General features: G+C 67.7%; 10 protein-coding genes and 1 pseudogene. 4 read left to right on the top strand and 7 right to left on the bottom strand.

Annotated features, from left to right (window positions below):
* Positions 1-893: 893 nt before the first annotated feature.
* The 5 genes from EES42_RS30905 to EES42_RS44990 all read right to left on the bottom strand — a co-directional run bounded on the left by EES42_RS30905 (position 894) and on the right by EES42_RS44990 (position 4004).
* Positions 894-1226, bottom strand: coding sequence for a hypothetical protein (locus tag EES42_RS30905; RefSeq protein WP_124721620.1), 333 nt, complete (start codon positions 1224-1226; stop codon positions 894-896).
* A 105-nt stretch (positions 1227-1331) separates the two neighbouring features.
* Positions 1332-2096: a DUF899 family protein gene (locus tag EES42_RS30900; RefSeq protein WP_124721619.1), complete on the bottom strand. Its 765-nt coding sequence runs from the start codon at positions 2094-2096 to the stop codon at positions 1332-1334.
* 504 nt (positions 2097-2600) lie between these two features.
* Positions 2601-2873, bottom strand: coding sequence for a DUF6225 family protein (locus EES42_RS30895; protein WP_124721618.1), 273 nt, complete (start codon positions 2871-2873; stop codon positions 2601-2603).
* A gap of 204 nt (positions 2874-3077) precedes the next feature.
* Positions 3078-3758, bottom strand: coding sequence for a hypothetical protein (locus EES42_RS44995; protein WP_164495387.1), 681 nt, complete (start codon positions 3756-3758; stop codon positions 3078-3080).
* A gap of 69 nt (positions 3759-3827) precedes the next feature.
* On the bottom strand, positions 3828-4004 hold the full coding sequence (locus EES42_RS44990; protein ID WP_164495386.1) for a hypothetical protein: 177 nt from the start codon (positions 4002-4004) through the stop codon (positions 3828-3830).
* Here EES42_RS44990 and EES42_RS30890 point away from each other — a divergent pair.
* Together EES42_RS30890 and EES42_RS30885 are read left to right on the top strand one after the other, a co-directional pair.
* Positions 3984-4394, top strand: coding sequence for a hypothetical protein (locus EES42_RS30890; protein ID WP_124721617.1), 411 nt, complete (start codon positions 3984-3986; stop codon positions 4392-4394). The two genes, EES42_RS44990 and EES42_RS30890, sit on opposite strands and share 21 nt — an antisense overlap.
* Positions 4391-5860: a M1 family metallopeptidase gene (locus EES42_RS30885; RefSeq protein WP_241196696.1), complete on the top strand. Its 1470-nt coding sequence runs from the start codon at positions 4391-4393 to the stop codon at positions 5858-5860. The genes EES42_RS30890 and EES42_RS30885 overlap by 4 nt, the downstream gene beginning before the upstream one ends.
* Before the next feature lie 66 nt (positions 5861-5926).
* Here EES42_RS30885 and EES42_RS30880 read toward each other — a convergent pair whose 3' ends face one another.
* The gene (locus tag EES42_RS30880; RefSeq protein ID WP_124721616.1) at positions 5927-7528 is read right to left on the bottom strand and encodes a trypsin-like serine peptidase; all 1602 of its coding nucleotides are present in this window, start codon (positions 7526-7528) and stop codon (positions 5927-5929) included.
* Between the two features lie 475 nt (positions 7529-8003).
* Here EES42_RS30880 and EES42_RS30875 point away from each other — a divergent pair, with 475 nt between their 5' ends.
* Positions 8004-8570, top strand: coding sequence for a hypothetical protein (locus EES42_RS30875; RefSeq protein WP_124721615.1), 567 nt, complete (start codon positions 8004-8006; stop codon positions 8568-8570).
* An 87-nt stretch (positions 8571-8657) separates the two neighbouring features.
* Here the strand turns inward: EES42_RS30875 and EES42_RS46465 are convergent.
* Positions 8658-8774 (bottom strand): annotated as a pseudogene (locus tag EES42_RS46465) (IS30 family transposase); the annotation flags it as partial.
* Here EES42_RS46465 and EES42_RS46460 point away from each other — a divergent pair.
* A partial coding sequence (locus EES42_RS46460; protein WP_241196771.1) for an AsnC family protein occupies positions 8754-8979 on the top strand: 226 nt, incomplete at its 3' end. The pseudogene EES42_RS46465 and the gene EES42_RS46460 overlap by 21 nt on opposite strands.

The following is an 8979-nucleotide window of genomic DNA, read 5'->3' as shown; positions in this document are numbered from 1 at the left end:
GCGCGACGCACGCACGACGAGCCGGCCTGGTACCGGTGTGACGAGGCGGGCGGCTCCGTAGCGCTGACCGGGCCTGGACGAAACTCCGCGTCCGGGCCGTAGACCGCAACTTTGATGAGCAACTGGCGCCCGCTGGCGCGGGTAACGCCGTGGTGTAGGGAAGACTGGCTGGGCGCCCCGGCAGCACGTGCCCGCGTCCGGCCGATGCTGCCCGCTGCCGGGGCCTGGCCGTCACCCCACTGACCTCGATCCGCCGGCAGCCGCAGCGCGGCCCCGGCCCGAGTACCTCTGGCGGACCACCGCCTGACTCGATGCCCTGACGCTTTCCGTCTTCGGTCGGCGGGCCACTGTGCTGCACTGCTGCACCCGCCCCAGCAGGCTGGACATCGATCACGGCCAAGGCGTCACCACATCGGCGGGTGGCCGGCCGGGCCGCATCCCCGGTACTCCTCCGCGAGCCGGGAGTGCCGTTCACACGGCATCTCTCTTCCGTCACCGGGAGAACACCGAACGGAAGCGTGGCGCCGCACGCCGGGAGATCCACAAAGCACCACTGAGAAAGAAGAAATACCAGAAACCATCACATAGTTACTGATAAACCCTAACATGAGTCAAATCCAACTACTCTCTGGCACAAGGAAGTTCAACTCGGGAGGAATGTCATGCCGGACCAGGAAGTTCACCGCTACGCGTACTGGGGCGAGGTACCGGCCGGTACCTACATGACGAAGTCCCAGCTCCAGCGCCTCACCCTGCCGCGCCAGCCGGGCGGCCCGGCCCGCGCCACGGTCGAAGGCCGCGACGGGGCTGGCCGCCAGGGCGTCTTCGACCTCTGGCCTCCCGCGAAACGCAACACGACTGCTCGACACCACGTCGGTCCCGATCACCGCCCCTCAGAATCCCGGGAAACCGCAGCACCACCTATTGTCCCAGCACCCTCGACTCTGTCGGGTCGGTGCTGGCCAGGGTGACCGCGAGCGCGATGTGGGGGACGCGCTCAGGCAGATTCCCGCCGCCGTGCTCGGATCAGACGCGGCGCGCGCCTCCTGCAGCGCCAGCAGACCGCTCAGCACCGCGGAGTCGACCGCCTCGTCGCGAACCTCGTCCGCGGCGAGCTCGCCGGAGCTCACCAGGTCCATCGCGGCGAACTGGTGCACCGTCGGCTGCGGCACATCGTGCTCACCCGTCAGGCCGGCCTGCTCCGCAAGCTCCTGGGTCTTCGCCACGGCGCAGCGTGCGGCGTACGTCCGCCGGGCCTCCTTCCGCTCCCGGCGGCCGGCCACCGGGCATCGTCCTCGGCGCGGGTCCGGCCCTGCGTGGCCGCTTGAGCGTCAGGGCCTCGATGTGAGGTCGTCGGAACGGCCACCCTCGAGTCGTGACCACTGAGGGATGGGGCGTCCGTTGCTCCGCAGTCGGACGTGATCGGCGGGCGTGCCCTGAACGCGGGGCCAGCCGGAGGGCGAGTCTTCCCACAGCTCCTGACGTCCGTACACGGTGAGGTCCATGAGTGCATAGCTGTAGTCCATGGCCTCTACGCCGCGCAGGGTCGTCCAGTAGGTCTCGAAGATGCGGTCGCCGTCCCGTAGGTAGCACACGAGGTGCATCATGCCGACATGGCGTCCGACCAGGAGCACGTCCTGGGAGGGGACTGCCGAGTACCACGGCACGTCCCAGCCCATGAAGTCGCGGTAGCGGCGGCTTGCCTCGTAGGGGCCCTGGCAGAAGACCGCGTAGGTGATGTCGCGCGAGTGAAGGTAGGACAGCTCCTCAACCTGGGTGGTGACCCACGTGCAGCCTTCGCACTGCTCGGCCGCGGGGTGGCCGTGGTGCCACATGAAGTAGTAGGCGATGAGCTGGCCGCGCCCTTCGAACGCTTCGAGCAGAGTGACCGGCCCGTCGGGCCCCGTCAGCTTGAGATCGGCGGCCACCTCGACCATGGGCAGGCGCCGTCGGGCCGCAGCGATCGCGTCACCTTCCCGGGTGTGCGCCTTCTCCCGCACCCGCAGCTTGTCCAGTTCTGCCTGGAAGGTGGCCCGGTCGGCCACCGCCGGCAACGCCGACGCGCGGTCGGCCGTCCTGTTCTCCTGATCAGTCATGACCTTGTCCCTTCGTCCCTTCGCCGGCCGGCGTCCGCTGCCGAGGCGAACATGATGTCGTCACTCGCTCTGCTCAGCCTGTTTCGCCAGGCATGGTCACCGACTCCGAGCGAGTCGTAGAGGGACTCCAGGATCACATCCTTATCGATCGCCGGAAGGCTGAGGCGCCTGGCCAGACTCCGTGCCAGGGTGCTCTTCCCGCTGCCCGGTTGACGTACGTTGCCGTGCCACTTGCCCGCCAGCGAACCCAGACCATCTGTGCGTCCGGGTCGGCCTCCAGGACCGGAACGGCATCCGGGGTGCCCCGACACCGCGCAGGTTCTCGGCCTGTCACTCAAAGAACACCGGCTCCCGCAGCGCCTCCCGGTCGGCCTCATCCAGCCGGGCCACCTCCGCCCGGAGGCTACCGAGCAGCGACGCGCCACTACCGGCGGCACCCCGTCCGGGATCGCAGGGCCCGTACCCGGCGGCCGGGAAGTCCTTACCGGGCGGACGTTCGCAGGTTCAATCGAGTAGGTCGTACTCTCCGGGCGTCCAGTCGGCAAAGAGAGTGAGCGCCTTCTCCTTCTCGGCCCGTTCGGGCGTGGTGCCAGTGGCCGGCCACCAGTTCTCCACATGGTGGGCGTCCACAAGGACGGATTCGCGGTACCCGCCGAAGTCGCCTGGGTCTTCGGCAACACCAATGTGAATGGGGGTGTCGTCGGGCAGATACTTGAGTGCTGCGCGGAGCTGCGCACCGTTCCATACCTGCGGCGCGTGGTCAAAGACGTCGGTCATGCGCACAGAGTGCCGAATCAGACGGCGTTGCTGCTGGAGACACGGCTGTACCCCGGGCCAGAGCGCTGATCCGGGGTACAGGGGGCTGGGGTGAAAAGCTGATCACCCGTGGTGAAGCAGGCCCAGCCTGTGGATACCGTACTGGGTGGTCCCGCGGACGATCCGCCTCGGGAAAGGCGCAGTCTCCCGGGCCAACGGTGTCGACTAGCTTGACTCTGTCGGGGATCTTGAAGTCGCCGAGGTCAGCTGCCCAAGGTTCGCCAGGACTTCAGCCGGGGGATCTCGCGCTGGTCGAGGTAGTCCTGGAAGGCGGTCGGTCGGCGGGGTGCGGGGGTTTCCTCGTCCGGTGGCAGTCCGCTGAGGCGCTCGATGTTGACGGCGATGGCCTACATGTCGTCGAAGCCGGACAGCCCGGGATACACCGAGGACCAGGCCGCGGAAGTCACCCGCTTCCGCACCGGTCTCGTCATCGGTGGACCACAGGGCGCGCGCGAGGAAGTACAGGGCGGCCATCCCGGCGTAGATGAACATCCCCCAGCCGAAGATCAGCATGAAGGCGTTCGCGTCGCCGCGCGGGGCACTGTAGGCGACGCCCTGCATGGTGGTGAACAGCCACGGGAACCACGCGTAGCGGACGAAGCCCGGGCCGGCGTACCGGCCGCCGCCCCGGCGCCACGCCAGCAGCGGGACCGACGCGAAGCCGACGCTGGCCAGGCAGTACATGAAGGCGAAGAAGTCGTTGGCGATGAACTGGTGGCCGTTGGTGATCCCGAGGTAGGCGACCCCGGGCAGGAAGAGGACGGCCGCCGCTCCGAAGCCCAGTACCTCGCCACGGTCTCGGATCTTTCCCGCCGCCACGTTCTCCCCCTGCTGTCGACGTCTCACCCGGCACCGTACCGGCCGCGCACCGCCGGATCCGCCGATCGGCAGGAAGGGCCAGGAGGGCGGGGCCGGCTACTCGCGGGGCGCGAGCTCCTCCGGGGTGGGCCGGTGCCGCGTGACGTACGGGTGGCCGCTGTAGTCGGCGGTGACCGTGTGCCGAAGGACGTCGTCGTCGGCGTCGACGTGCTCGATCTCCAGGCAGACCCGCTTGGTGGAGATCCCGAAGTCGTGGGCCTCCTGGTCGTTCACCTGCCGGGCCGGCTGCCGGTGACCACCCGCACCGTGCCGACCGGCGCGGGCGGAGGCGGCTCGACAACGCCCAGCCGTGCCCGCTCCGCCCAGCCGTGCCCGCTCCGCCCCGCCCTGATCCCCAACCTGATCCGTCATGGTCGTCACCGTAGCGAGCACGGCTCTCCTGTCGTCTGCCACGACATCGTCAGTGGTTCTGCCACGGAAGTGTCAGTAGGGCTGGAGTTCGACGAGCAGGCTATGGATGTGCCCGTCGGCACCGACGAGACCCTGGCCAACCTCGTCAGCCGCAAGGCGCGTAAAGAACTTTTGCCAATCTTGAAGCAACCAATGGACGATGCCGGCTTTCTGACGTCTCGCGCCCTGCGATCGATGGGAGACACGAAATGAAGCCGCATATGGCGAAGGGCAGCCGCCCTCGGTCGGCGGTCCCGGGCTGTCTGTCCGGCTGGGCTCCGGCCACAGCACTCCTCCTGGCCGTGACGACATCCTGCACCGGCTCCGCACCGGGAAACGGTGCCGTCGCGGTCGGAAAGCCCGGCACGGCCGGAGTAGGAGATCGGCTGTTCCCAGGGCTCGGCAATGGTGGCTATGACGTGGTGCACTACGGGCTGACGCTGGATTACGTGCCCGAGACCAACCACCTGAAGGGCACGGCGATCATCACAGCGCAGGCCACCCAGGACCTGAGCCGCTTCAACCTCGACCTTTCAGGGCTGCGGGTACGCACCACCACGGTGCAGGGAGCCGAGGCCCAAGTCGCTTGCTCGGGCGACGAATTGCTCGTGACACCGGCGAAGACGGTGAGGAACCGCGAAGTCTTCAAGACAGTCGTCACCTACGACGGCACACCGCGCACGCTCAAGGACGACGATGGAGGCCTGGGAGGCTGGATAGAGACCGACGACGGCTCGACGGCCCTGGGTCAGCAGTCCGGCTCCATGACCTGGTTCCCGGGCAACCACCACCCGTCGGACAAGGCCACGTACGACATCACGGTCACCGTGCCCAAGGACGAGGACGGCGACCCCTACGACGTGATCAGTAACGGTGAGCTGATCACGGAGGAGGACAAGGGGAAAACGGTGACCCGGCACTGGCGTACCGAGGAGCCCATGGCCAGCTACCTCGCACACGTCTCCATCGGATACTTCGAGACCCACAAGGGGCGGACGGACGATGATGTGCCCGTCTACGTCGCCATCGACCCCGACGAGGCCGAAGACTCCGCCGATGTCCCAGACCTGGTGCCTGAGATCGTCGACTGGGCCGGCAAACGTTTCGGTCCCTATCCCTTCTCCTCTACCGGTGCCGTCGTCGACCACCTGCCCGGGCTCGACTACGCCCTGGAGACCCAGACCAAGCCCTACTTCGGCGAGGCGCCCGACGAGGCGCTGCTCGTGCACGAACTGGCACACCAGTGGTTCGGCAACTCCGTCACCCCGCGCGAGTGGAAGGACCTGTGGCTCAGCGAGGGTCTGGCCACCTACGCGGAGTGGCTCTGGGAAGAGGAGCGGGGCGACAGGAGCACCACGGAGATCTTCGAGGACTACTACGACGGCACGGACACCGAGAGCGAGGGCATCTGGGCGTTCCCGCCGGCGGATCCGCCCAGCGCAGGACGCGTCTCCGATCCGCCCGTCTACGGACGCGGTGCCATGGCCGTGCACAAGGTGCGCAGGGCCGTCGGCGACGAGACCTTCTTCGACATCCTTCGTACCTGGACCCGGCAGCACCGGCACGGCAATGCTGACACCCGGCAGTTCATCGCCCTGTGCGAGAGCAAGTCCGGGAAGGACTTGACCGCGCTCTTCAACACCTGGCTCTTCGACAAGAAGAAGCCCTCCCGGATGTGAAGAGGGCGATCCGACGAGAGAAGGGCTCTCCCCGAGGGAAAGCCCTTCTCCAGCCCGCAGGAGGCCCTACGCAGGCGGGTACACCAACGTGATCTCGCGGTTCAGGCCGGTCTCGTCGGCATCCGGGTACATGGACACCTCACCGTCGGACCACCGCACCAGGAAGTCGTCCGGGTGGCGGTTGTCCGTGTAGTCACCCGCGCCCAGGACGGTGGCGTGTGTCCAGAGCCGGTTGGGCTTCTTGACCTGGATCTCGCCGTGGAAACCGTTCTGGTCGACGTCCTTGTAGAGGGTCAGCTCTCCGTCCGTCCAGCGCACGATGAGGTCGTGCTGGTCGTTGCCGGTGAAGTCGCCCGACGCGATCGTCGAGGCGTGCGTCCAGGTGCCGTTGGGCGCGGCGAGTTTCTTCTCGCCGTGGAAGCCGTCGCGGTTGACGTCGGTGTACAGGGTGACTTCACCGTCGCTCCAGCGGACCAGGAGATCGTCGGCCCACTTGTTGCTGGTCGTGTAGCGACCACCGGTTATGGAAGTGGCGTGCTTCCACAGGTCGTTGGGCTTCTGCAGCTGTACCTCGCCGTGGAGCCCCTTCTCGTCGACATCGGGATATAGCGTCAGTTCGCCGTCCGTCCACCGGACGATGAGGTCGTCGCGGTCGGCCCCGGTGAAGTCGCCCGCAGCCATGGTCACGGCGTGCTTCCAGGTGCCGTTGGGCGCGACGAGACGAATCTCCTTGTCGAAGTTGTCGGCTTCCTCCCCGGCACCACGGTACAAGGTCAGCTCGCCGTCGGACCAGCGCACGATCAGGTCGGAGTAGTCCCAGGAACCCGGATTACTGTCGGTGAAGTAGCCACCCGCCATGACCTCGGCATGCTGCCAAGTCTCAGCCTTGCCCAGGACACCACGGCCCGCCGGCTGACGGTTGTTGACCACGTCGTCGTACAGCGCCTTGGCGTCACCGTCGAGGTAGGAGCTGTAGGAGATGTCGTCCTTGTCGCCGCCCGTCTTCCAGCCGCCGATGACGCCGATGATGCCCCAGTCGCTGCCCCGCTTGATGAGGAACGGCCCACCGGAGGCACCACCCGAGTACTTGTCACAGGCGATGCGCAGGAAGCTGCCCGGGATCTTGGGGTCGGTGCTGTCGTATCGGACGGTCTTGTCCGTGCAGTCCAGCGGGCGTTTCTGGTTGGCCGGGTAACCGATGAGGCGGGTGGGGTTGTGGTCGTACCCGGCGTTGATCATCAGCTCGGCGCCGCCGACGACGTCCTCGACGTTCTTGCCGCCGCGTGGTTCGAGCTGCAGGAAGTTGAAGTCGAGGTCGGCCGCGGCGTCCGGGCCCTTGGCCAGGTACCGCTTGTCGACGTAGATACGTCCGGGCTTGACGGTGAAGGAGCCGTGCGGCTTCTTCCCGTCGTCGTACTGCGGGACGAACGCGAGGTTCTTGCGCGCGTCCTGGTCGTCGAAGCAGTGGCCGGCGCTCATCACGATGTTCTTGCCGGGGCTCTTGACGACCGTGCCGCCGCAGAAGCGGCCGGTCTCGGTGCCGTCGTTCCAGAAGAAGGTGCCGACGATGGGCAGCCCTTCGAACGGCTGGCTGGCGGCGCGATCCGTCCTGGTCGGGGCGGGAAAGTGCTTGGCCTCCTGCTCCTTGACGGGCTTCGCGGCCCGCATGCGCTCCGGGGTCCAGTAGTCGTCGGCGTCAGCCGGCGTGAACCCGCGCGCGTCGTCGTCCCCGCCTGCCGGGACGGGGACCGACGGAGCGGAAGACTGCTCCTTCGGGGCGGCGGTCGGCGAAATGGAAGGCCGCTCCTCCGGGACAGGGACCGACGGAACGGAAGACTCCGTCGGTGGCACGGAGTCCGGCGGAACAGAAGGCTGCTCCGGGACGGCGGTCGGCGAAGCGGAGGACGGCTGCGCCGGGGTGCTCGGGACGGCGCTCCCCGAGGGAGTCGGATCGCCCTGGTCGGCAATCGCCGGAAAGCCCGGCAGTAGCATGAGTGCTGCGGCGCCCGCCGCAGTACCCAGCGCTCTGCGTAATCTCATGGTTGTTCCCCCACACGAAAAGAGACGCATGCCACGCCGCCTGGCGTGGCTGCGTCAAGGTCAGTCAAGATCGTATGACCACTACTGGCACGGGGAAACGCATATGATCGACTTCACACGTTCGTCCATCCGCTGCGGACTTGCCGCTACTGCCCTGCCGTTGATGTTGCTCGGGCAGGCCGGAGCGGCCCACGCCGATCAGCTCCCCTTCCCCAAGCAGGGGTACAGCTTCGTCGGTGGCCCCGCGGCGCCTGGCGAGGTAGTGAACCTCACGGTCAAGGAACGCCCCGGCAACCCGCACCCGACGGCAGTCGAGGTCTCAAGCCCTGCGCTGACCGACGACACCGCCCTCGGTGACACCAAGAGCGCCTGGGTGGGCGCGGGCCGGATCAAGAAGACGGTGAAGCCCGGAACGTATCCGGTGACATTCACGCTGCGACACAAGAGCGCCGACTGCGTGACGGAAAAGGACCGCGACTACGTGTGCGACTACCCCGCGATCGTCTTGCGCTCGAAGGTGACGGTATCGGGTCAGGACGAGACCGCGGCATCGAGCGAAGGGCCAGGCTTCGGCGGCGGATTGGCCATCGGTATCGCGTCGGGCGCCGTGGCGACACTGGCGGTGGGCGGGGTACTGCTGCGCCTTCGCCGCCGCCAAGTTCCGTCTTGACCGTCGTCGGCATCCCGGGGCCCGGTTCAGCGCGTCGAGGTGCCGGTCGAGCCGTTGTGATCCGGTGCTGACCCGCATACGGCGAGCTCAAACGGTCAGCGCATCACCGCTGTTCAGAAGGTCAGCGTAGACCTCTGCCGGAGTGCGATAGCCGTGAGTCTTGCGCGGACGATGGTTGAGCTCGTGGGCGATAGCGTCCAGGTCGGCCTGGTTGAAAGTGCGGAGGTCCGCGCCCGGAACCAGCACCCGAGCCGCTCACACCAGCTGGCGAAGCCGCACAGCCTGTCCGCGGCCCGCAGGTGCTCGACGGCCGCGCTCCAGGCCGCTCCCCGGGCACCGTGGTCCCGGATCGGCCGGGCGCTCGGCGTGGACGCGACCACGGCGGCCCGCCGCTGGGAGCGGCTGCGGG

The organism is Streptomyces sp. ADI95-17 (genome assembly GCF_003846175.1).
Classification (GTDB): Bacteria; Actinomycetota; Actinomycetes; order Streptomycetales; family Streptomycetaceae; genus Streptomyces; species Streptomyces sanglieri.
The sequence above is the reverse complement of the archived record's forward strand: the minus strand, read 5'-3'. Positions and strand labels throughout refer to the sequence as shown.

Excerpts from the sequence above, each read along its gene's own strand:
- EES42_RS30900 (WP_124721619.1), bottom strand. The coding sequence starts at position 2,096 with ATGACTGATCAGGAGAACAGGACGGCCGACCGCGCGTCGGCGTTGCCG.
- EES42_RS30895 (WP_124721618.1), bottom strand. The coding sequence starts at position 2,873 with ATGACCGACGTCTTTGACCACGCGCCGCAGGTATGGAACGGTGCGCAG.
- EES42_RS30885 (WP_241196696.1), top strand. The coding sequence starts at position 4,391 with ATGAAGCCGCATATGGCGAAGGGCAGCCGCCCTCGGTCGGCGGTCCCG.
- EES42_RS30880 (WP_124721616.1), bottom strand. The coding sequence starts at position 7,528 with ATGCGGGCCGCGAAGCCCGTCAAGGAGCAGGAGGCCAAGCACTTTCCC.
- EES42_RS30875 (WP_124721615.1), top strand. The coding sequence starts at position 8,004 with ATGATCGACTTCACACGTTCGTCCATCCGCTGCGGACTTGCCGCTACT.